The organism is Halobaculum limi (assembly GCF_029490015.1).
In the GTDB taxonomy this organism is placed as follows: Archaea; Halobacteriota; Halobacteria; order Halobacteriales; family Haloferacaceae; genus Halobaculum; species Halobaculum limi.
In genome coordinates, this window is record NZ_CP120468.1 from 2,408,008 (window position 1) to 2,429,525 (window position 21,518).

General features: G+C 67.8%; 21 protein-coding genes. 9 read left to right on the forward strand and 12 right to left on the reverse strand.

The window, feature by feature from the left end:
* Window positions 1–48: 48 nt before the first annotated feature.
* The 4 genes from P0D77_RS12165 to P0D77_RS12180 all read left to right on the forward strand — a co-directional run bounded on the left by P0D77_RS12165 (window position 49) and on the right by P0D77_RS12180 (window position 3,119).
* Window positions 49–435: a DUF7996 family protein gene (locus tag P0D77_RS12165; protein ID WP_277553342.1), complete on the forward strand. Its 387-nt coding sequence runs from the start codon at window positions 49–51 to the stop codon at window positions 433–435.
* 48 nt (window positions 436–483) lie between these two features.
* Window positions 484–1,794 carry an alkaline phosphatase family protein gene (locus tag P0D77_RS12170; RefSeq protein WP_277553343.1) on the forward strand — a complete coding sequence of 437 codons (1,311 nt, stop codon included), beginning with the start codon at window positions 484–486 and terminating at the stop codon, window positions 1,792–1,794.
* 76 nt (window positions 1,795–1,870) lie between these two features.
* Window positions 1,871–2,119, forward strand: a complete 249-nt coding sequence (locus P0D77_RS12175; RefSeq protein WP_277553344.1) for a DUF8006 family protein — start codon at window positions 1,871–1,873, stop codon at window positions 2,117–2,119.
* Between the two features lie 121 nt (window positions 2,120–2,240).
* Complete coding sequence (locus P0D77_RS12180) at window positions 2,241–3,119, forward strand: homoserine kinase (protein ID WP_277553345.1); 879 nt, start codon at window positions 2,241–2,243, stop codon at window positions 3,117–3,119.
* Window positions 3,120–3,125: 6 nt separating this feature from the next.
* Here the strand turns inward: P0D77_RS12180 and P0D77_RS12185 are convergent, their stop codons facing one another.
* A complete protein-coding gene (locus P0D77_RS12185) occupies window positions 3,126–3,587 on the reverse strand; it encodes a thiol-disulfide oxidoreductase DCC family protein (protein ID WP_277553346.1) in 462 nt (153 codons plus the stop codon).
* Window positions 3,588–3,807: 220 nt separating this feature from the next.
* Complete coding sequence (gene pdxS / locus P0D77_RS12190; protein ID WP_277553347.1) at window positions 3,808–4,716, reverse strand: pyridoxal 5'-phosphate synthase lyase subunit PdxS; 909 nt, start codon at window positions 4,714–4,716, stop codon at window positions 3,808–3,810.
* Between the two features lie 184 nt (window positions 4,717–4,900).
* Between pdxS and P0D77_RS12195 the strand changes: the two genes are divergently transcribed.
* A complete protein-coding gene (locus P0D77_RS12195; protein ID WP_277553348.1) occupies window positions 4,901–6,769 on the forward strand; it encodes a S9 family peptidase in 1,869 nt (622 codons plus the stop codon).
* A gap of 40 nt (window positions 6,770–6,809) precedes the next feature.
* Here P0D77_RS12195 and P0D77_RS12200 read toward each other — a convergent pair whose 3' ends face one another.
* Both P0D77_RS12200 and P0D77_RS12205 read right to left on the reverse strand, forming a co-directional pair.
* Window positions 6,810–9,125 carry a hypothetical protein gene (locus tag P0D77_RS12200; protein WP_277553349.1) on the reverse strand — a complete coding sequence of 772 codons (2,316 nt, stop codon included), beginning with the start codon at window positions 9,123–9,125 and terminating at the stop codon, window positions 6,810–6,812.
* 14 nt (window positions 9,126–9,139) lie between these two features.
* A complete protein-coding gene (locus P0D77_RS12205) occupies window positions 9,140–9,814 on the reverse strand; it encodes a DUF6517 family protein (RefSeq protein WP_277553350.1) in 675 nt (224 codons plus the stop codon).
* A 176-nt stretch (window positions 9,815–9,990) separates the two neighbouring features.
* Here P0D77_RS12205 and P0D77_RS12210 point away from each other — a divergent pair, with 176 nt between their 5' ends.
* Entirely contained in the window at window positions 9,991–10,986 is a 996-nt protein-coding gene (locus tag P0D77_RS12210) for a radical SAM protein (RefSeq protein WP_277553351.1), read from the forward strand.
* A gap of 43 nt (window positions 10,987–11,029) precedes the next feature.
* The gene (locus P0D77_RS12215) at window positions 11,030–11,509 is read left to right on the forward strand and encodes a hypothetical protein (RefSeq protein WP_277553352.1); all 480 of its coding nucleotides are present in this window, start codon (window positions 11,030–11,032) and stop codon (window positions 11,507–11,509) included.
* Between the two features lie 2 nt (window positions 11,510–11,511).
* Here the strand turns inward: P0D77_RS12215 and P0D77_RS12220 are convergent, their stop codons facing one another.
* Entirely contained in the window at window positions 11,512–12,057 is a 546-nt protein-coding gene (locus P0D77_RS12220) for an NYN domain-containing protein (protein ID WP_277553353.1), read from the reverse strand.
* 264 nt (window positions 12,058–12,321) lie between these two features.
* On the opposite strand from P0D77_RS12220, the gene P0D77_RS12225 reads away from it, so the two are divergent.
* Entirely contained in the window at window positions 12,322–13,929 is a 1,608-nt protein-coding gene (locus P0D77_RS12225; protein WP_277553354.1) for a S8 family serine peptidase, read from the forward strand.
* Between the two features lie 122 nt (window positions 13,930–14,051).
* The gene (locus tag P0D77_RS12230) at window positions 14,052–14,510 is read left to right on the forward strand and encodes a DUF5799 family protein (protein ID WP_277553355.1); all 459 of its coding nucleotides are present in this window, start codon (window positions 14,052–14,054) and stop codon (window positions 14,508–14,510) included.
* An 85-nt stretch (window positions 14,511–14,595) separates the two neighbouring features.
* Here the strand turns inward: P0D77_RS12230 and P0D77_RS12235 are convergent, their stop codons facing one another.
* Genes P0D77_RS12235 through ilvB form a run of 7 tightly spaced genes read right to left on the reverse strand, consistent with a single transcriptional unit; the run spans window position 14,596 to window position 21,418 of the window.
* Window positions 14,596–15,609, reverse strand: coding sequence for an isocitrate/isopropylmalate dehydrogenase family protein (locus P0D77_RS12235; protein WP_277553356.1), 1,014 nt, complete (start codon window positions 15,607–15,609; stop codon window positions 14,596–14,598).
* On the reverse strand, window positions 15,602–16,219 hold the full coding sequence (locus tag P0D77_RS12240) for a 3-isopropylmalate dehydratase small subunit (RefSeq protein ID WP_277553357.1): 618 nt from the start codon (window positions 16,217–16,219) through the stop codon (window positions 15,602–15,604). The genes P0D77_RS12235 and P0D77_RS12240 overlap by 8 nt, the downstream gene beginning before the upstream one ends.
* On the reverse strand, window positions 16,216–17,652 hold the full coding sequence (gene leuC, locus P0D77_RS12245) for a 3-isopropylmalate dehydratase large subunit (RefSeq protein ID WP_277553358.1): 1,437 nt from the start codon (window positions 17,650–17,652) through the stop codon (window positions 16,216–16,218). Before leuC ends, P0D77_RS12240 begins: the two co-directional genes overlap by 4 nt.
* The gene (locus tag P0D77_RS12250) at window positions 17,649–17,813 is read right to left on the reverse strand and encodes a DUF7989 family protein (protein ID WP_277553359.1); all 165 of its coding nucleotides are present in this window, start codon (window positions 17,811–17,813) and stop codon (window positions 17,649–17,651) included. Before P0D77_RS12250 ends, leuC begins: the two co-directional genes overlap by 4 nt.
* Window positions 17,806–18,867, reverse strand: a complete 1,062-nt coding sequence (gene ilvC, locus P0D77_RS12255) for a ketol-acid reductoisomerase (RefSeq protein ID WP_277553360.1) — start codon at window positions 18,865–18,867, stop codon at window positions 17,806–17,808. The genes P0D77_RS12250 and ilvC overlap by 8 nt, the downstream gene beginning before the upstream one ends.
* Before the next feature lie 17 nt (window positions 18,868–18,884).
* A complete protein-coding gene (gene ilvN / locus P0D77_RS12260) occupies window positions 18,885–19,619 on the reverse strand; it encodes an acetolactate synthase small subunit (RefSeq protein ID WP_277553361.1) in 735 nt (244 codons plus the stop codon).
* Entirely contained in the window at window positions 19,616–21,418 is a 1,803-nt protein-coding gene (gene ilvB, locus P0D77_RS12265; protein WP_277553362.1) for a biosynthetic-type acetolactate synthase large subunit, read from the reverse strand. The genes ilvN and ilvB overlap by 4 nt, the downstream gene beginning before the upstream one ends.
* Window positions 21,419–21,518 lie beyond the last annotated feature (100 nt).

Consider the following 21,518-nt stretch of genomic DNA (forward strand, 5'->3'; position numbering starts at 1 on the left):
CACATCCCGAACCGCGGGATACTACTCTACGCGGCCCCGAGTGGTGGTATGGCCGACAACTCCCGGCTTCGCGACCGGATCACTCGCGACCGACTCCTGCTTGCGACGGTGTTGCTCGTCGGTATCGCGGGCACCGGAATCGTCCGTCGGCAACTCGGCGTGTTGGGGTACAACGGACTCGGGCGACTCGTGTTCATCCTCGGGTACGGCGGGATGGTGTTTCTCGTGTGGTACATCTGGATTCGACCGCTCGACATCACTGGCCCGAGTGAGGAGCGACAGGTGTCGCGCGAGGTGACTGCGAGCGACGCCGGGCAACCGACCGAACGCGAGGGAGACGCGGACACAGACGTGCACACCGCGTCGAACGAGACGGAATCGGCGACGACAGACGACACGACCCGCGACGACAGCCGAACCGACGCCTCGAACTAACCTGCCGATTCCACAACACCTTCGAACCGGCCAGTCGAGCGGTGGGATATGAGCGACGACGACGCCGACCGCGCTGGCTCCGACCCACTCGCGGACCCGACCCTCCCGGGGATGCGGCGCGACGGCTACGTCTTCCCCGACTACGAGAACTACTGTTTCGCGAACGTCCCCGGAACCGTGGCCGACGTCCTGGGCGTCGAATCCGGACGACGACTCCCGGACGATGCCGTTCCCTCGGGCGACTACTCGACCGTTCTGGTCGTCCTCGTCGACGGCTTCGGACTCGACCAGTTCCGCACGCGGCGTGCGTCGATTCCCTTGCTCGACTCGCTGGCGACCGCCGGGACGTCGACCCCGCTGACCTCGGTGTACCCCTCCGAGACGGCGGCGGCGATCACCAGTGTGCACACCGGCGCGACCCCCGCCGAACACGGCCTGCTCGGGTGGAACCTCCGCCTCCGTGACCACGACCTCACCTGCGAGTCGCTCCCGTTTCTCGCACGCGAGGGCGGCGACCTCGGTGAGGCGACCAGCGGCGAGGTGACGGGCGACGACCTGTTCGACGCCGACCCGGTGTATCGAGACCTCTCGGCGGCGGGTGTCGACAGTCACGTCGTCCAACACACCAGCATCGCGGACGGCCCGTACTCGGAGGCGGCGACGGCGGGCGCGACGGTCCACGGGGTGGAGTCGCTTCCGGACCTCGCAGTTACCGCGCGTCGACAGGTCGAGACGACCGACGAACCGACGTACGTGTACGCCTACTGGTCGGACGTCGACAGCACCTCTCACGCGAGGGGGACGGACTCCGACCGGTACCGCGCGGAACTGGAGACTGCGTGTGCGACCATCGAACGGGAGTTGGCCCGCATCGACCCCTCGGCGGCCGAGGACACGCTTGTCGTCCTCACGGCCGACCACGGGCATCTCAACGCCGACCCGGCAGCGGCGGTCGACCTCGAAAGCTACCCTGAGGTGTGGAACGCCCGCGACCACCATCGTACCGGGAAGCCGGTCCTCCCGACCGGCGGACCGCGGAACGTCCACCTGCACCTCCGTGACGGCGCGAGCGTCCAGCGGGCGCGTGAGACACTCGTCGAGGCCTCGTTCGACGCCCGCGTACTCACCGGGACCGAGGCGTTAGAGGCGGGGCTGTTCGGCCCTGGCGAGCCGTCAGACCTGCTCCGAGCGCGCGTCGGTGACTTGGTCGTCGTCCCGCGTGACCGTGACGTGTGGTTCGCGGGCGAACAGCGCAAACTCGACTTCGTCGGCACTCACGGCGGGCAAAGCCCCGAAGAGATGTACGTCCCGTTCCTCGCGGCCGACCTCGAAACGTGGCAGGCGTCGCGAACGGCGTGAGGGGGTGTGCGCCCCCGCAGGAAACGAGCGAGAACGGAACGTTAATGCAACACGCCGGGCCATCTTCGGGTAACAGATGATCCCGCTCCAGGTCGTCGACAGCTTCCTGCTCCCGTACAACGTCGGACAGGCGCTGCTCCTCGGATTCATCCTGACGACGGTCGCCACGTTGCCGGTGTCGCGCAAGGCGATGGCGCTCAACACGATGCTGTTCGGCATTATCTTCCTGCTGACGCCGCAGTCGCTCGTGCCGGTCCACTACCTGTTCCTCGGCATCGTGCTGTGTGTCGTCGGACCACTCGTGTACGTCGTCTCGAAGAAGTGAGGCGGTGATCCCACCGCGCTGACCGAGTAGCCTGCGTTCTCCCGGCCTCCGTAGCCGACGGCGAACCGGGGTTCCTGCGTCGAACGTCATCCTTTTGCCCGCCGCGTCGGACCGACGCGGCATGGTATTCGCCCGCGCCCCCGCCACGAGCGCGAATCTCGGTAGCGGCTTCGACACGTTCGGCGTCGCTCTTTCACACCCGGCCGACACCGTCCAGGTCGAACGCGCCGAGGAGACGAGTATCGAGGTGAGCGGCGCGGGCGCGCAGTTCATCCCGACCGAACCGGACAAGAACGTCGTCGGCGCCGTCGCCGACGCACTCGACGCGCCAGCGCACATCCACATCGACAAGGGCGTGCGTCCCTCTTCGGGGCTCGGATCGTCGGCCGCCTCCGCCGCGGCCGCCGCGGTCGCACTCAACGCACTGTACGACCGGGGGTACAGCCGTGCTGACCTCGTCTCGGTCGCCGCCGAAGGCGAGGCGGTCGTCTCGGGCGAGGCACACGCCGACAACGTCGCACCGGCGTTGCTGGGTGGGTTCACCATCGTCCGCAGCGACGACACCACGACGAGCATCGACGCGGACCTGCCGCTGGTGGCGTGTCTGCCGGAGGTGGTCGTCTCGACGCGCGACGCCCGCGGCGTCGTACCCGACGCCGTCTCGATGGACGACCACGTCGAGACTGTCGGCAACGCCGCGACGTTGACTGCCGGGATGTGTCGCTCGGACGCCGACCTCGTCGGCCGAGGTATGGACGACCCCGTCGTCACGCCGGCGCGCGCGGAACTGATCACCGGCTACGAAGCCGTTCGGGAAGCGGCACTCGATGCGGGCGCGACCGGCGTCAGCGTGAGCGGCGCCGGCCCGAGCATCCTCGCGGTGTGTCGGGAGGGACAGCGACGCTCGGTCGCAGCGAGAATGGTCGAGGCGTTCGCGGACGCCGGCGTGGGCGCACGCGCGTACCAGACGCGCGTCGGCGAGGGCGCGACGGTGTTCTGATCGCGGCTACTCCAGTGCACGCTCGGCGAACCGTTCTCTGACCTCCGGTTCCGGAACCTCGCAGGCGTCTTTCTTCCCGAACACGTCGTAGCGATACTCGGCGACGAGGTCGTAGAGCGTGTCACGAACCGAGCGCGGGACGGCCCGAAGCGCCCACGCGAGACTCCACGGGAGGCCGAGGCCACGGGCGACGCGGAGCGCGGCCGTCGACTTCTGGTGGGCCCCCTCGCTGTCGATGAGGACGAACGACTCGTGGTCCGCCGTCGGGAGGTCGTGTTCGCGCAGCAGCGCCTGTCCAACAGGCGAGTCGAGCGGTGCAAACCGGAAGACACCCGCGTGGTCGTAGCGGACGAGGAAGCGGATACTGCGGTGACAGAGGTTGCAGACCCCGTCGAAGAGGATGACCGGGTGTCGCTCGGGGTCGACGTCCGCGAGTGGGTCGGCTGTCGCGGTGTCGTCGTCGCTCATACCTGCAGTAGGAGTGGGACGCGTATCAACGCGCGGGCTACCGGAAGGACTCGACCGTGCTGCTGGCGGCGGTGCGGACAGGCGACACGCTTGGACACCTCCGGAGCGGCGTGTCGCACACCCGCGTACGCCCCGCGGCAGTCGTCAGAGCACGGACTGGGCGTGGTGGACCGGGCTTCGGATAAAAACGTTCACGCGGTCGAGGAAGTCGAGAACTGACTTAGACGCCGCGGCCCTGGAGTTTCTCCTCCTCGGGCATCGTCTCGTTGGCTTGGCCCTTCATGCCGGCGCCGATGTCTTTCGCGATGTCGACGAGCGTCTCGGGGTCGTCGTAGTTGTTGACCGCCTGCACGATGGCCTCGCCCATCTGCGTCGGATCCTCTGCGCCGAAGATACCGGATCCGACGAAGATGCCGTCACAGCCGTGTTGCATCATCAGCGCCGCGTCGGCGGGCGTCGCGATGCCGCCGGCGGCGAAGTTGACGACCGGGAGGCGGCCCATATCCGCCGTCTCGTGGACCAGATCTCGGGGGGCCTCGTTCTTGCGGGCCCACTCCTCGCGTTCCTCGTAGGCCATCCCGGAGAGTTTGCGGATGGCGCGCTGGATGTTGCGCTGGTGGGTGACGGCCTGGTTCACGTCGCCGGTGCCGGCCTCGCCTTTCGTCCGGATCATCGCTGCGCCCTCGTCGATGCGGCGAAGCGCCTCGCCGAGGTTGCGTGCGCCACAGACGAACGGCGCGGTGAAGTCGCGCTTGTCGATGTGGTAGCGCTCGTCGGCCGTCGTCAGCACCTCGGACTCGTCGACCATGTCCGCACCCGCGGCCTCCAGAATCTGCGCCTCGGCAGTGTGGCCGATGCGCGCTTTCCCCATCACCGGGATGGACACTTCGTCGATGACCTCCTGCAGTTTGCCGGGGTCGGCCATCCGCGCGACGCCGCCGCGCTTGCGGATGTCCGCCGGCACCGATTCGAGGTGCATCACCGCGACCGCACCTGCGTCCTCCGCGATGCGAGCCTGTTCGCGGCTGACGACGTCCATAATGACGCCGCCTTTCTGCATCCGTGCGAACCCGCGCTTCACGAGGTCCGTCCCGCGTCGAAGCTCCTCAAGATCGGTCTCGTCAGCCATACCTTTCCTTGCGGGTGTGCGTACTTAACGGGTGTCCTTCCCCCCGGTCTCGGCGGTTGGTACGACACACAGACGGCACGGCTCTCGGGTCGCTTCGTCCCTCGCTCGCACCGGGGACGCAGGTGCGCTCGACCCCACGTGCCGCCACCCGGAGATACAAGCCTCGCCGCGTCAACCGCAGAGCGTGTACCGACGAGACCTCCGCGACACCGACCACGACGACCTGTTGGCAGCGATGGCCAGCGCCGACACGGTCGTGCAGGCGGCCTCGGCCCCCGACGACGACCGCATCGCCTACGCGAAGACCCGCGAGGGACAGACCGACCTCTGGCTGTGGGACGGGACGACCGACACCCGACTGACGAGCGACGGGATATCGGCCCAACGGTACGGCCGCGGCGACCCAGCGTGGTTCGACTGGCACCCCGCAGGCGACGAGGTGGCGTTCCTCTCGGGCGACGGCGACCTCTCGACGGTCGACGTCGAGACGGGCGAGGTGACCGCGCTCACGACGTACGACGACCCCGACCTGGGCCTCGCGTACGGTCCCGACGGTGACGCCATCGCCGTCGTCACGAACCACTTCTCGCGGGGGTCGCTCGCACTCGTCGCTTCGGATGGCTCTCGGATCGAGGCGCTCGCGGACGACGAGTATCTGTACGGCGATCCCGCCGTCGCCGACGACGGGACGGTGTACGCGACCCGTGCCGAACACCGTCACCTGTTCGACTACGAGGCCGATCTCGTCGCCGTCGACCGCGACGACGCCGGGCGTGGTCAGGGCGTCCGTGCGGTGTACGCCGAGGAGGGCGTTCGCGTCCAGAACGTCCGTCCACGCCCCGACTCGACGGAGGTGGCGTTCGTCCACGATGCCGACGGCTTCGATGCGGTTGGCGTCGTCGACGGTCACGCTGGCGGCGACCCGGAGACGCTGTACGCCGTCGACGAGGCGGAGGTCGCCGATCCCGCGTGGAGTCCCTCCGGCAAGACACTCGCCGTGACCGTGACCGACGACGCCCGCGCGAACGTCCACGTCGTCGACCGCGACGGCTTCTCCGAGGAACTGACCGACGAGGACGCCTTCCACACCGCGCCTCGCTGGGTCGACGGCGACGTACTCACAGTTCGAGACACTCCGCACGACCCACCCGTGGTCTGGAACGCGAACGATGGCGAACAGGTTTCTCCCAGCGCCGCGCCCGATTTCGGCGCGCGCATCCCAGAGCCGACGACTATCCGCTACACGTCCAGCGGGATGGAGATACAGGCGGTCGTCTACCCGCCCGCCGCAGAGGCCGACGACGAGTCGGTGCCGCTCTTGGTGAAAGCCCACGGCGGGCCGACCTCCTTCGACCGCTTCCGCTTCGACCACCGGGCGGCGTACCTCGCAGCGCTGGGCTACTGTGTCGTGCTCCCGAACTACCGGGGGAGCGACGGCTACGGCCGCGCGTTCCGGATGGCCAACGACCACGACTGGGGCGGCGGCGACCTCGACGACGTCATCACGGCGGCCGACGCCGCGACCGAGGCGTTCGACGCCGTCGACGGCGACCGCGCGGGTATCTACGGCGGGTCCGGCGGCGGCCTGATGACCGTGAACGCGCTGGGTAACTCCGACCGCTTCCGGGCGGGTGCGGCTTTCTACGGCGTGTACGACTACGAGACGTTCCTCGACGACACCGACGACATCGGCTGGCAGTTGATGAAGCGCGAACTCGGCGACGTCGCGACGGACTTGGAGAACTACCGCGAGGCGTCGCCCATCCGGCACGTCCCGGACATCGAAGACCCGTTGCTCGTCCTCCACGGCGAAGCCGACGTGCGCGTGCCCATCAGCCAGTCCGAGCAGTTGTGCGACGAACTGGACAAGCACGGCAAACGCTACGAGTTCCGCCGCTACGAGGGCGAGCCACACGGCTTCGGACAGCGAGAGAACGTCGTCGACGCGTACACCCGAGTCGCGGACTTCTTCGCCAAGTACCTCCAGGTCGACCCCGACGATGGGAGCAGTCGCCCGCATCCAACAGACGAACCCGACCGCACCTCGAACTGAAGAGCGAACTGCGGGAGGCCTGAGCGGGCGGCGCGACCGATCAGGCGTCTTGCTCCAACGCTTGGTCGATCCGTTTCTCTACCTGCGGGAGCCGTCGCTCGACGAGTTCCGGTAACTGGTCGGGGAGGTTCTCGCGGTTGCGTTCGATGTTGTCTGCGATGGCGGCGGTCCGCTGGCGCAGGCCGCGAAGTCGGTTGTCTGCGCCGGCCGCGTTGCCCGACTGGGCGGCGTCGTTCGCTCGCTTCGCCGCGAGCGTCCCCGCCTCCAGCGCGCGCAAGAGGCCCGTGAAGCCGCTTGGCGAGCCGCCACCGCCGCCCTCGTCGCTGTCGTCGTCTCCGTTGGCACCCGCGCCGTTCCCACCCGCGCCGCCGGACCCGGATCCGGAGTCGGTGGCCGCCCCGTCGCCGCTCGTCTCGGTCGTCGTCTCCACCACGCTGTCGACGACGTCTGCGGCGGTCCCCGACTGCTCGGCGGTGCTGTCTGGCACGTCCACGTCGTCGATACCGTCGGCGTCGCCGTCCTCGAACACCTGCGCCTGTGCCGTCGTCTCGGTCAAGATGGTGAACAGGAAGTCTGTGAGCGACGCCTTCCCCGTCTTCGGGTCGGGGATAGTCGCCGTCGACTGGTCGGCGCGGGGGTTCACCCGGAATGCGCCGATGCCGCCGTCCTCGTCTTCGACCTCGGTCGTGTACGCGCCGTCGCGGTGGGCGTACACTGCGAACTCGGAGCCGGTGTCCTCGCTGTCGCCAGCCAGCGACGTTGGCGGCGGCGCGTCGAACACCGTGCCCGCCACGTCGTCATCGACGGCGACGCGGGCGACTCCCGGACCGTCGCTCGTCGCCGCTGCCCGTACTTTCACGGCGTCCTCGTTGGCGACGACGACCACCTCACCGTCGACGCCGGCGGCCGTCGCCTCACCGTCCTCCTCGTGCGCGAGGCCCTGACTGTACGGGGCGACGCCCGCGCCGTTGACCGTGAGGCGGTGGTCGCCCGCGGGTACGTCGCGGAGGGCGACGACGCCGTTGAACGTCGGCGCGGGCGTCGGGTCGGACTCCAGAAGCGCCATCCCTTCGACTGTCGGTTCGCTCGTCTCGATACCGTTGCTCCCGGGCGTCTCGTCGGTCCCACCCGCCTCCCTCAACAGGCCGACCACGTCGCCCGCGAAACCAGTCACGTCGATGTCGAACCGCTCGGAGAGTGCAGAGCGGTGGCGCGGGTCGGTCACGTCGGCGACTGGGTTGGTGTACCGGGGCTGGGCTTTCGGCGTCCCCGTCGTCGTGAGGTGGGAGGCGAACGCGTCCTCCGCGAACGAGGGGACGGCGTACTCGAACGACAACTGTGGGCCGGTGAACTCCTCGACGCCCATCTCGGCCATCGGTGCGAGCGCGTAGTCGTAATCGGCCTCGTCGACGTTCTCGGCGTCTTCGAACGCGAAGTAGTGACCCGTCTCTCGAAGTGGGAGGTCCGTCGGCGGGGCCGGGATGCCCTCGAACGACTCGATGGTCATCTCCGCGGGGACGAGGTGCTCGCGCCTGACGTTCGGCAGGTCCGGGTGCTCGTGGATCGGCGTCCCGTCGAGTTCGGGCAACGAGAACGGCAGGCGGTAGCCTTCGCCGCGCGGCAGGCCGTACGCCGCCGGGATGTCTGAGATGGCGAGTGCGCCGTTCGAGACGTCTGCAATGGCGGTCGTCACCGGGAGTCGCTCGAAGGCGTCGCGCGTCTCGTTGACGCCCAGGGCCGAGGAGTGACTCCCGACCTCACTGATGACGCTCGCGCGCTCCGTCTCGGGGTCGAGGAACTCGTTGTTCGGAATCTTCCGGGCGTGCGCAGACGCGGCGAACAACTGCGGGGTGCCCGTCTCGGGGTCGCCCGACGACTCGCTCACGTCGAGAAACACCTGCAGGAGTTCCCAGTCGTGCCAGTGGAAGTTCGTCGTGAACTGGTCGAACGCCGAGTAGATCCAGTACTGGACGACGACGAGGTCGGTGTCTGGGTACTCGACGACGTTGTAGAACACCGTCCTGTGTGGCGGTTCTCCGGCGTCGTCGATGTCGCGGGAGTAGCCATCGAACGCGTCGAAGCCGTCGAGTACCGAGTCGTCGCCGCTCTCGCTGGCGTACACGCGCGGGTCGGTGGGGAACCAGCGCTCGCCGACACCGAAGTACAGGTCCGGCGCGTGGGCGGCCGCGAGCGTTCGGCCACGCTCGCCGTCGACGGCGGTAGTCTCGGGTGCGTCGCCGCCGCCACCGAGCAGGCCTGCACAGCCAGCCAGCGACGTGATGCCGGCGGCCGTGCCGCCAGCGAGGAGGTCGCGCCGGGAGAGCGATCCGTCGTCGGAGGACCGATCGTGGCTCATCGTCGACTCACCGGTTACCCACCGTCGTGCGTGACCGCGCCCATCATCGTGCGCACGTCGTCGGCCTGCCCGGAGAGGAGCGTCGGATACGCGCCGATGGTGACGACGAAGTCGCCTCCGGCCTGTACGGCCTCCGAGACGTGGAGTCTGACGGTGGTCGTGACGCCCTCCGAGATGGTCGCGTCCGCGGTGAACAAGCCGACGGTCGTGTCGGTGCCGAGGACCTGCACCGTCTCCTCGCCGTCCGACTGGAGGTTGCTGATGCCGTCGTAGCGGGTGAGCATCCGCCGGGCGAGTTCGCGCGTGCTCAGTTCGCCGACCGGGTTGAGGGTCTGCCCCGCGATCTCGACGGCCGGCGTCGACAGCACGACGAACATCGCCGCGCGGAGGCGTTCCCCGGCGAGCTCTGCGGCCTTGTCGTACTGGGCGAGTTGGTTCGTGACCTTCACCTCGCGGGTCTCGCCGGCGACGGTGAACTCGCGGGTGACTGGCAACGGCTCGACTCTGTACTCTTGGAAGCCAGTCGATTCCAGCGTCGAGTCGGGGACCGACGCGACGCTCGCGGAGAACTCCAGCGCACCGGATCCAGTGATCGCACTGAGACAGCCGCTGGTTGCGGTTAGACCCCCGAGCGCCAACGCGCCGGTGGCCGAGCGGAGGAACTCCCGTCTGCGTGCCTCTCGTGACATGCCCGAGGCGTGGAACCGAAGCGGTATCAGTCTCGTGGCTTTCGACGGCGCGCGTGGGCCTGACACTCGGGCGGCCGCCATTCGACCCGCCGAGAATCGCCGGGTGAACCACTCACACGCTCGTACGCCGGGTATCGCACGGTTTTTGCCGCTCGCCACGGAAGGAGGTGTACTGAATGATCTCGAAGGGCTGTGAACAGTGCTCCAAGGGCGGGAAGATGGTGCTGTTCGTGTACGGCTACTGCGACCAGCGCGACTGCTTCTACTGTCCGCTCGGGGAGAACCGCAAGAACGTCACCGACGTGTACGCCAACGAGCGACTCGTCGAGTCCGACGAGGACGTCATCGAGGAGGCCAAGCGGATGTCGGCGCTGGGCACCTCCATCACCGGCGGCGAGCCACAGGAGGCGATGGCGAAGACGTGTCGGTACCTCCGTCTGCTGAAAGACGAGTTTGGCGAGGACCACCACACCCACCTCTACACGGGGATTCCGGGTGGCCGCGAGAATATGCGCCGCCTCTCGGAGGCCGGTCTCGACGAGATTCGCTTCCACCCGCCGGTCGAGCAGTGGGGCGACCTCCACGGCACCGAGTGGGAGGACATCCTCTACATCGCCCGCGAGGAGGGACTGACGCCGGCGTTCGAGATTCCGGGCATCCGCGCCGAAGAGGAGTTCCTCGAGTTCCTCGACGAGGGTGCGGCCGAGTTCTGCAACGTCAACGAATTCGAGATGTCCGACGGGAACTACCGGCGGATGCAAGAGCAGGGCTTCGAACTGCAGGAGGGCCACATGTCCGCCGTCGACGGATCGAAAGAGGCCATCCTCGACGTGATGGGCGACCACCCGAAGGTGTACTTCTGTACCTCGGTGTTCAAAGACGCCGCCCAACACCGCAACCGCTTGAAGCGGATGGCGCGCAACCTCCGTCGCCCGTTCGACGAGGTGACCGACGACGGGACGCTCGTGTACGGCAAGACGTACGCCAGCCCCGACCGCATCGCGGAACTCGGCGTGCCCGAGGAGTTCTACTCCGTCAAGTCGAACCACGTCGAGGTCGCGTGGTGGCTATTGGAGGAGATGATCGAAGAGGGTGACCTCGACGACGGCGAAGTCGTCGAACAGTACCCGACCTACGACGGGACGGTCGTCGAGCGGACGCCGCTGGCGTAAGGCGGCAGAAGACACTTACTGCGGTTCTCGGTATGGTTGCGCCGTGATCAGTGCCCTCCGTCTGCTCGTGGTCTGTTGTCTCGTCGCGTCGGCGGGGTGTCTCGGTCCCTCCGGCGCAGCTCCCTCCACGACTGACGCGCCCACCGACTCGCCAGCCGCGACGCCGACCGTGACGCCGACAGCGACACCCACGCCTCCCGTCTCGGCCGAGGCCGCGGGTGAGCGAGCCATCGCCGCCGAGAAAGACCGGATCGAACGGGTCGCTGCGGACGACGACACGCTCACGGGGCTCGCATTCGGTATCCTCCGTCCCGCCGAGTTCGAGGTCGTAGAGTGGAACCGAACCAGCATCACCGTTCGCGTGCGCGTCGGCTACAGCGTCTCGTTCGACTGCGACGGCGACGGAGACCCGGAGTCGTCGGCCGACGGCGCGTACACCGAGGCGACGTATCTCGTCACGGAGACGGAGACGGAACTGCGAACCATCTCGCAGGAGTTCCTACCGAGCGGTGGGCACTGCTAGAGTTACTCCCCGAGTGTCACCGCGTCGTCGGCACTCCGGCGGAGTGCGTCCGACCGCCCGTAACTGCCCGGCGCGATAGCGAGCGTGCGCAGGCCGTACTCGTTGGCAGCCTCTAGCGCGGGCTTGAAGTCGGTGTCGCGCGAGGCGACGGCGACCGTCGCGGCGCGGCGTTCGGCCGCGAACGTCGCCACGTCGACGGCGAGTTTCACGTCCACGTCGCCGCTGGTGGTGACGACCTGGAAGCCGTTGGCTTCGGCGGCTTGGATGAGGCCAGGCGTCGCGTGTTCGTCGAGGTACAGGCGGGCGGTCACGAGGTCACCGTCGGCTTCCGCGGCCGCACGGAGGTCTGCGAAGTCGACGTCGAACTCGTCGCGAAACACGTTCGGCCCGTCGACGAACAGGGCGACGCCGCGAGGTTCGGCGTACGACCCGTCGGCGTCGTGCCACGGTCCGTGGGGGCCGGCGTGCCCCGCCCCGGCGGGGGGCGTGTCGTCGCCGGCCGCGTCGGCGGTCGGAGACGACGTCCCCAGCCAGTCGAACAGTCCCATACTCGCGGATTCTCCCAGTCGCCGATACGCGTTCCGGTCCTCGGCCAGTATTTGAATTTTTATTCTGTCGACAGTTCAAAAACAAAATAAGAGCGTTCGGTCAGAAGAATCTATAGGAAATCGCCAGCAAGCGTAGCGAACGAACGGTCGGCTTCGACCACTGGATACACGTTTATTTCAGATTACTCTGTATAGTTTGCAGTATTAAATTGTTGAATATAACAGTAGAATTAAGTAGAGCGCTCGACCGTGACAGATCGTCTCATGACAGACAGCAACGAACGCGACGGCGTGCGGCGACGCGGATTCTTGAAACTGACTGGTGTGGCCGCCGGGACGGCCGCGATGGGCGGAGTCGCCGCCGCTCGTTCCGGGCGAGACCCGGGCCCGAAGGAAGACGAGGTTCTCGTCGGTGTCTCCGTCACCGCCGACGACATCGAACAGGAGGTCGCACAGTACGTCCCCGGCAACGCCGAGGTCGTCCACAGCAACGAGACGCTCAGTTACGTCGCGGTCGCGTTCCCGTCGGAGGCCGCAGACGTGGCACGGGAGAACTTCGTCGAAGCGATCACGAAGAAAGACCACATCAAGTACGCCGAGGACAACGAGACGCTGGAGACGCAGTTGGCTCCCAGCGACCCGCAGTTCGACAGTCAGTACGCGCCTCAACAGGTCCGCTCGGACGAGGCGTGGGACACGACGCTCGGTGACTCCTCGGTGACCATCGCCGTCGTCGACACCGGCGCACAGTACGACCACCCTGATCTGCAGGGTAACTACGCTTCGGACCCCGGCCGCGACTTCGTAGACGACGACTCCGACCCCGCTCCTGACGTCCCGAGCGACGAGTACCACGGCACACACGTCTCCGGATGTGCGGCGGCCGTCGTCGACAACGGTTCCGGCGTCGCCGGACAGGGTAACTCTACGCTCATCAACGGCCGTTCGCTCGACGAGTCGGGGTCCGGGTCGACCGCGGACATCGCCGACGCGGTCCAGTGGGCCGCCGACCAAGGGGCGGACGTGATCAACCTCAGCCTCGGTGGCGGTGGCTACACAAGCACGATGAAAAACGCCGTCAGTTACGCCGACGACAACGGGGCGCTCGTCGTCGCCGCCGCCGGCAACAACGGCACCTCGTCGGTCAGCTATCCCGCGGCCTACAGCGAGTGTCTCGCCGTCTCAGCGGTCGACTCCAACGAGAACCTCGCGTCGTTCTCGCAGTACGGCGACAGCGTCGAACTGTGCGCGCCTGGCGTCAACGTCCTCTCGACGACGACCGAGACCCGCGGCGGCTACGAGGAACTGTCCGGCACGTCGATGGCGACGCCCGTCACCAGCGGCGTCGCCGGTCTGACGCTCGCGAAGTGGTCGAGCCTCACGAATCTCGAACTCCGCGACCACCTGAAGGCGACCGCCAGCGACGTCGGTCTCTCCAGCACCCAGCAGGGGAGCGGACAGGTCGACGCGTACGCCGCCGTCACCACCGACCCCGCGAATAGCGACGGCGGTGACGACGGGGGTGACGGTGGCGACGGCGGCGGGAGCGGCGACACCACGACCGGGTCGGTCGACGGGTCGCTGTCGGGGTACTGGGACTACGACAACTACACGTGGGCGTGGACGTACTCCGCGCCGAGTCGTGTCGTCGTCGAACTCGACGGCCCCGCCGACGCCGACTTCGACCTGTACGTCAACACGGGCACCACGCAGAATGCCTCACCCAGCAACTACGACTACGCCTCCTACACGATGGACAGCCAAGAGTCGGTCACCATCGACGACCCCGACGACTCCACGGACCTCCAGATCGACGTGGACTCCTACAGCGGATCGGGAAGTTACACGCTGACGATCACCGAGTACCAGTAACGTCCGACGACGACCGGACCACTCGATCGCGGTCAGAACCACCGCCTCGACCCCTGTCGGTTGCCTGCCCGCTGATTCCCGAGAGGGAAACCGACATACGCCTGCCACGCGTGAGGCGAGGTATGAGCAATTGGACCGACGCCATCGTCTCCGAGCGGATGGCTGTCGACCGCGAGTTCTCCCAGCGGGTGCAGCAGTCGCAGTTCTCCAACCAAGAGTGGAGTCTCGTGATGACCGCCACGGAGTTCGAGATCGAACACGCGGACGACCCCGAGCGTGCCCGCATCGTCGCGGACACGTCGAAACTCCCGCAGATTATGCCCGAGATGGACAACATCTCGAAACAGATGGGCGCGATGGCCGGCGGCGGCGACCCGAGTGCCTCCTCGAAAGACGGCGTGTTCGGCGGCATCCTCTCGGACATCAAAGACGTCATCACCGGCGGAGGTGGCAGCGGGGGGCAAGACAAAGAGAAACTCGCGGCCGCCGAGCAACTCGCACAGGAGTACGCCGACGAACTCCAGACGCACCTCGAACGGAAGGGGCGCTTCGAGCAGGTCTGTCTCGCGTACCAAGAGTAAGTAGCGCGGGCCCTCCCGTCGCGGCTGCTGTTGCTCGACGTGTCCTGACGGTCTGAACTGTCTGCGAAAACGTGGAGCGGCGGGTCTACAGTCGCGCCAGCACCGCGTCGGTCACGTCCTCGGTCGTCGCCTCGCCGCCCAAGTCGGGCGTGCGCGGGCCGTCCGAGAGGACGGACTCGACGGCCGAGCGAATCTGTGCGCCGGCCTCGTCGTCGCCGAGCGATTCGACGAGCATCGCCGCCGACAACAGCGTCGCCGATGGGTTCGCGACTCCATCACCGGCGATGTCGGGTGCGGTGCCGTGGACCGGTTCGAACAGCCCACGTTCCGGGCCGACGTTCGCGGACGGGAGCAGACCGAGGCCGCCGACGAGTCCGGCCGCCAGATCCGAGAGCACGTCGCCCGCGAGGTTGGGACAGACGACCACGTCGAACTGCTCGGGGTCGAGACAGACGTGCGTGGCGAATGCGTCCATCAGAACCGTGTCGGCGTCGACGCCTGCCGCCTCCGCTTCCGCGAGGACGGTGTCGCGAAACAGGCCGTCCGTCTCGCGCATCACGTTCGCCTTGTGCGCGACGGTGAAGCCGTCGTACCCTCGCTCCTCGACGAACTCACACGCGAACTGTCCCAGTCGCCGCGACGCCGACTGCGTGACGACGCGCGTCAGCGTCGACACGTCGTCGGTGAGGCGGTCCTCGTGGCCCGCGTACACGCCCTCGGTGTTCTCCCGCAGGAAGACGAGGTCCGTCTCCGGGCGAAGCGCGTCGACGCCGGGGTACGCCCGCGCCGGGCGGATATTGACGAACGACCCGACGGCCTCCCGGAGCGGGAGGATCACGTCCGCGGCCGACTCCCCGGCCGCGCCGAACAGCGTCGCGTCCGCGGACGCCGCGAGGTCGTACGTCTCGGCGGGCAACGCTTCACCCGTCTCGTCGAGGGTGGCGTCGCCGGCCTCCGCCTCGGTGAACTCGTAGTCGCCGACGGCGTCGAGTACGTCGACGGCCGCGGGGACGACCTCCTGCCCGATGCCGTCGCCGGGGATGACCGCAATCTCCGGGACGTCGCCGCCGTCGGTCACCGTGTTCGCTCCCTCAGTCATCGGTGTACGGGAGGTCGTCGTGGGTCGCTTTCGCGCGGTCGAGATTGCTCCGCATCACGGCGGTCGTGTCCCAGATGCCCTCCAACAGGGCCTCTCGCATCGCGGGCGGGATGGTCCCCTCGACGGTGTTCCCGTCGTAGCGGACGGTCTCTGAGCGCACGTCCACCTCGATGCCGGCCTCGGGATTCGACTCGATGAACTCCTGCAGGGCGTCGACCTCCTCGGCGTCGACCGCGAGCGTGACGATGCCAAGCGACTTGCAGTTGTCCTGGAAAATCTCCGCGAACGACTCGCCGACGATGGCCTCGACGCCCCACCGCATCAGCCCTTGCGGGGCGTGTTCGCGCGAGGAGCCACAGCCGAAGTTGTCGTTGACCGCGAGGACGTTCGCGCCCTGGTACTCGTTGAGTGGGTGGTCGTTGAGGGTGCCGTCCTCGTCGCGCCGCTGGTCGTAGAAGGCGTATTCACCCATATTGTCGAAGGTGACGGCCTTCAGGAATCGGGCGGGGAGGATCTGGTCGGTGTCGATGTCGTCGCCGCGGACGGGCATGCCCGTCCCCGCGACGCGACGGATGGACGGCACGGAGACGCCCTCCGCGTCGTCGCTCATTCGTCCACCTCCGCGCCGACGCTGTCGGCGGTGTCGAGTTCTCGGACGTCCGTCACCGCACCCTCGACGGCCGCCGCCGCGACCATCGCGGGCGACATCAGGTGGGTGCGCCCCTCGGTGCTCCCCTGTCGACCGACGTAGTTGCGGTTCGACGAGGAGGCACACACCTCGTCGCCCTCGAGGGCGTCGTCGTTCATCGCGAGGCACATCGAACACCCGGCCTCGCGCCACTGGAAGCCGGCGTCTTTGAACACCTGATCGATGCCCTCGGCCTCCAGTTTCCGCTTGACTGTCCCCGACCCGGGGACCGCAAGCGCACGCACGTCGTCTGCGACTTCACGACCCTCCAGCACTCGTGCGGCCTCGCGGAAGTCCGCGACACGACCGTTCGTACACGTCCCGAGGAACGCAACGTCGACGGCGTGTCCCTCCATCGTCTCGCCGGGCGTGACCTCGGTGTGCGCCTGTGCGCGTTCGGCCGCGTCCGGGTCGCGCGTGTCGGCGGGGTCGGGAACCGCTTCGTCGACGCCGACGACCTGTTCGGGGTTCGTCCCCCACGACACCTGCGGCGCGAGGCCGTCGGCGTCGACCTCGACCACGTCGTCGTACTCGGCGTCGTCGTCCGAGCGGATGGACTCCCAGTACTGCTTGCGTTCCTCGAACGCCTCGCCCTCGGGGGCGAACTCGCGGCCTTCGAGGTACTCGTAGGTGGTCTCGTCGGGGTTGATGTAGCCCGCGCGAGCGCCGCCCTCGATAGACATGTTGCACACGGCGAGGCGACCCTCCATATCCAGCGAGCGGATAGCCTCGCCGCCGTACTCGTACACGTGGCCGACGCCGCCGTCGACGCCGAGTTGTCGGATGACGTGCAGGATGATGTCTTTCGCGCCGACGCCGTCACCGAGTTCGCCGGAGACTTCGACCCGGCGGACGGCTTTCTTGTCTGCGGCGATAGAGCCAGTCGCGAACACGTCGCGAATCTGGCTGGTCCCGATGCCCATCCCGATGGCGCCGAACGCGCCGTGGGTGGAGGTGTGGCTGTCACCACAGACGACCGTCATTCCCGGCTGGACGAAGCCCAGTTCCGGGCCGACTACGTGGGCGATGCCCTGTCGGTCGTCGTCGAGACCGAAAAAGCGGATGCCCGCCTCCTCGGTGTTGCGTTCGAGGTGGGTAAGCATCTCCTCGGCCTGGTCGTCCGCGAGCGGTCGCTCACGACCCTCCGGGTCGGTCGGCACGATGTGGTCCGTCGTCGCCACGGTCCGGTCCGGAAACGCGACCTCCATCTCGCGTTCGCGCAACATTCCGAACGCCTGCGGACTCGTCACTTCGTGGACGAGGTGGAGGCCGATGAACAGTTGGTCCTGTCCGTTCGGCAGGTCCGCCACCTTGTGCCGCTCCCACACCTTGTCGTACAGCGTTCCCTCGCTCATCGGTCCGTCTCGTCGCCGGTGGTGTCGTCCGTCGCGTCGTCGCGACCGCGCTCCCACACCGCGTTCGGGTCGGCCGCGCCCTCGGGCGCTTCGTGGTCGATGTCCGCGATGGTGTCGGCGTCGTCCTCGTGGTCGGCAGCCGTCTCCGCTGTGTCAGTCATCCGCTCGTACCTCGGCTTTCTCGTCGTCTTCGGACTCCGAGGCTGGCGCTTCGCCGCCCCACGCGAACAGCGAGCGGAGGTCTTCGCCCACGTTCTCGATGTCGTGGTTCTTCTCGGCCTCGCGCAGTTGCGTGTAGGAGGGCCGTCCGGCCTGGTTCTCCGCGATCCACTCACGGGCGAAGGTGCCGTCCTGCACCGCTTCGAGGACTTCCTCCATATTCTCTCGGGCGTGTTCGTCGACGACTTCGTCGCCGCGGACGAGACCGCCGTACTCCGCGGTGTCGGAGACGGAGTCCCACATCTCGCCGAGTCCACCCTCGTACATGAGGTCGACGATGAGTTTCAGTTCGTTCAGGCACTCGAAGTACGCCATCTCTCGGCTGTACCCCGCGTCGACGAGTGTCTCGTACCCCTGCTTCACCAGCGAGGTGACGCCGCCACACAGCACCGCCTGTTCGCCGAACAGGTCCGTCTCCGTCTCCTCTTGGAAACTGGTCTCGATGACGCCCGCGCGGGTACAGCCGATGGCGTGAGCGTACGCGAGGCCCTCCTGGCGGGCCTCGCCCGTAGCGTCCTGATACACTGCGAGCAGGCCGGGCGTCCCCTCACCGGCCTCGTAGTTGCGGCGCACGAGGTGGCCGGGCGATTTCGGCGCGACCATCGTCACGTCGATGCCCTCCTTCGGAACGATCTGGTTGTAGTGGATGTTGAAGCCGTGCGCGAACTGGAGGGTGTCGCCCGCCTCGAGACCGTCTTTGATCTCCTCGTAGACGGCTGGCTGGACCGTGTCGGGGACGAGGACGGAGACGATGTCTGCTTCCTCGGCGGCGTCGGCGGGCGTCTCCACGCGCAGGCCGTCGGCTTTGGCGGCCGTCCGCGAGGAGGAGTCCTCGCGCAGGCCAACGATGACGTCCACGCCGGAGTCGTTGAGGTTCTGCGCGTGGGCGTGGCCCTGGCTGCCGTAGCCGAGGACGGCCACGGTCTTGTCGTCGATCATCGAGCGGTCGGCGTCGTCGTCGTAGTGTACGTCGGTGTCGAAGGTGTCGTCAGTCATTGTGTCTCGTAACAGCGTCAGTCGTCGTAGTTGGTGAACTCGTCGTCCTCGGTCGATGCCGCCGAGTCGCCTGGTTCCTCGCCGGGCGTCGTCGGGGAGTCGCCGCGTTCCAGCGCCGTCTGACCCGTCCGGGCGATCTCGATGATGCCGAACTGCTCGAACGCGTCGATGGCGTCGTCGATCTTCGATTCGCCGCCGGTGATCTGCACCGTGATGGTGCGCGGACCGGCGTCGAGCGTCTGTCCCTCGTACATCTCGGTGATGGCGTGGACCTTCGCCGGGTCGGTGCCGCGAACCTTCAGCAACACCAGTTCGGCGGCCACGGCGTCGTCGCTCAACTCGCCGACCGCGATGACGGGCGTGAGTTTCGCGAGTTGCTTCTTCGCCTGGTCGATGCCCGCCTCCGTCTCCTCGACGACCAGCGTGATCCGCGAGTGGCCCTCGATGGTCGTCGGACCGACGGTCAGGCTCTCGATGTTGAACTGGCGACGGCGGAACAGTCCCGCCGCCCGCGCCAGCACGCCGGGTTCGTCCTCGACGAGCGCCGAGACGGTCGTCCGGCGCGTCGGTTCGGGACCGTGATCCGGCTCTTTTCGGACGCCGTGTTCGTCACGGCGACCAGTCGGGTGCGGGCGCTCTTCGGGGCGCGGTCCCGACAGTCCCGTCTCTAGACCTTCCGAACTCGCCGGGCGGGCGCGTTCGGCCGCCGGGTGGTCGGCCGGGTGGTCGGGAGACTCGTCGCTCCCGCTCATAGTTGATCCTCCGCGAGGGCGAACTGGCCGTTCGCCGCGCCACTCGCGACCATCGGGTAGACGTTCGCGTTCGGGTCGACGTGCGCGTCGACGACCGACGGGCCGTCGTAGTCGAGCGCCGCCTCGACCACGTCTTCGACCTCGTCGTAGTCGTCGATGCGGAAGCCCTTCGCGCCGAACGCCTCCGCGAGCGTGTCGAACTCGGGCATCCAGTCGTACTCGGAGGCCGTGTGCCGCCCCTCGAAGAAGGCGTCCTGCCACTGGCGGACCATCCCGATGTACTCGTTGTTGAGGACGACGACGGTGATGTCGAGGTTCTCGCGGACGGCGACCGACAGTTCCTGAATCGTCATCAGGAACGATCCGTCGCCCTCGAAACTGACCACCTCGCGGTCGTCGTCTGCGGCTATCCGTGCGCCAATGGCGGCGGGCAGGCCGTACCCCATCGTCCCCAGGCCGTGCGAGGAGACGAACGTTCGTGGCTCGCGGAACGTCCAGTACTGCGCGGCCCACATCTGGTGTTGGCCGACGCCGGTGGTGACGTACGCGTCGTCGCCGGTCGCGGCGTCGAACGCCTCGACGACGAACTCCGGTCGAACTGGCTCGTCGGGGTCGATGGTGTAGTCCATCGGGTACTCCGCGCGCCACTCGTCACACTGGGCACACCACTCGCTCGTGTCGGGCGCGTCGGCGCTGCGAATCTCGGCGTCGATCTGTTCGAGGACGGTCTCCGCGTCGCCGACGACCGGGTAGTCCGCGTGGATGTTCTTGGATATCTCCGCGGGGTCGATGTCGACGTGGACGACCTCTGCCTCGGGGGCGAAGGTGTCGACGCCGCCGGTGAGGCGGTCGTCGAAGCGCGTCCCCACGGCGATCAGACAGTCGGTGTGGGTGATCGCCATATTCGCGTAGCCCGTGCCGTGCATCCCCGCCCACGACAGACACAGGTCGTCGTCTTCGGGGAAACTGCCGATGCCAGGCATCGTCGTCACGACCGGGATGTCGTACGCGCGAGCGAACGCGCGGGCCTCCTCGGTCGCGTCGCCTTTGATGACGCCGCCGCCGAACAGACACAGGGGCCGGTCGGCGCTCTCGATGGTGCGCGCGGCGGCCTCGACCTGGTCGTCGTCGGCTTCGGGAGTCGGGACGGACCGTTTAGGCGGCGTCGGTTCGCCGACCGGTCGCTCCGTCTCGCCGAAGGAGACGTCTTTCGGCAGGTCGACGAGCGTCGGCCCCGGTCGTCCGGTCCCAGCGAGGGCGAACGCTTCGCCGACGGTGCGACCGATGTCGTCGGAGTCGCTCGCGAAGTAGTTGTGCTTCGTGATGGGTGCGGTGACGCCGACGGTGTCCGTCTCCTGGAAGGCGTCGGAGCCGACCATGTCGGAGGGGACCTGCCCCGTCAGCGCCAACATCGCGTCGGAGTCCATCGAGGCGTCGGCGATGCCGGTGACGAGGTTCGTCGCGCCCGGCCCCGAGGTAGCGAGACAGACGCCGGGGTCGCCCCGGACGATGCCGTAGGCGTCGGCGGCGTGGACTGCGCCCTGTTCGTGGGCCATCGTGACGTGGTGTATCGACGACCCCCCAAGGGCGTCGTAGACGGGCATAATCGCCCCACCCTGCACGCCGAAGGCGGTCTCCACGCCCGCCGCTTCGAGGGCGGCGACGACCGCGTCCGCGCCCGTGCCGGGGATACGGCTCGCGGCCTCCGCGCGTCGATCGGCGTCACTGCTGTCGGTTCGCCCCGCGTCGTCCGTCTCGTCCGCGTCCGTCGCGGTGTCGGGGGTTGCTGGCTCGCTCATCGTCGTCGGCCTCCTGCCGTGTGTGTCATACGTTCGCAGTCGTTGGTCGGGTGTCGCTAGTCGTCGGAAGTCGGTGCACGGGTCGGTTGGGGGAGTGATG